This is a genomic window from Bradyrhizobium sp. AS23.2 (assembly GCF_001908185.1).
Taxonomy (GTDB): Bacteria; Pseudomonadota; Alphaproteobacteria; order Rhizobiales; family Xanthobacteraceae; genus Bradyrhizobium.
The window spans coordinates 1-624 of record NZ_LGHM01000412.1 but is presented as its reverse complement, the minus strand read 5'-3'; the positions used below and the strand labels follow the sequence as shown (position 1 = coordinate 624).

1 protein-coding gene is annotated in these 624 nt (G+C 61.7%); it reads left to right on the top strand.

The annotated features are described in order from the left end of the window. Positions 1-572: transposase (locus tag AC630_RS42595; RefSeq protein WP_208867134.1), on the top strand; the 572-nt coding region annotated here is incomplete at its 5' end. Positions 573-624 lie beyond the last annotated feature (52 nt).

Genomic DNA, 624 nt, shown 5'->3' with positions numbered 1-624 from the left:
GGCTCGACCCGACGGTGCCAAGACTGTTCATCGTCGACGGCGCGAAGGCGTTGTCGAAGGCGATCCGCCGCACCTTCGGTTCGGCCGCTGCGATCCAGCGCTGCCAGATCCACAAGGCGCGCAACATCATGGAACGCCTGCCGAAAGAGCATCATGCGGCCACCCGTCGGGTGCTGCGCCAGGCCTGGGAGCTCGATGACGCCGACAAGGCTGAAAAATTGATCCGCAATCTCGCGCGTCGACTCAACCAGCAATGGCCCGGCGTAGCGGCGAGCATCCTCGAAGGCCTCGATGAAATCCTGACTGTCGTCCGGTTGAAGCTGCCGAAGGAGCTTCGTCGATCGCTCGCCTGTACCAACATCGCCGAGAACATGATGGGCACCATTCGCCGCGTCACGCGCAACGTCAAACGCTGGCGGGATGCTGGTATGGCCTTGCGATGGGTCGCGGCCGGCATGATCGAGGCCAACAAGGGCTTCCGACGATTGAAGGCGCATAAGCAATTATCGGTTCTGCATGCGGCCCTTCAAGCTCACCACAAGCCCGTTGTCCACGTCACGAGGGCCGCGTAACATTCATTCCGGCAACGTCGGCCCGACGTAGTTCAACAGCAGTCGGGACATT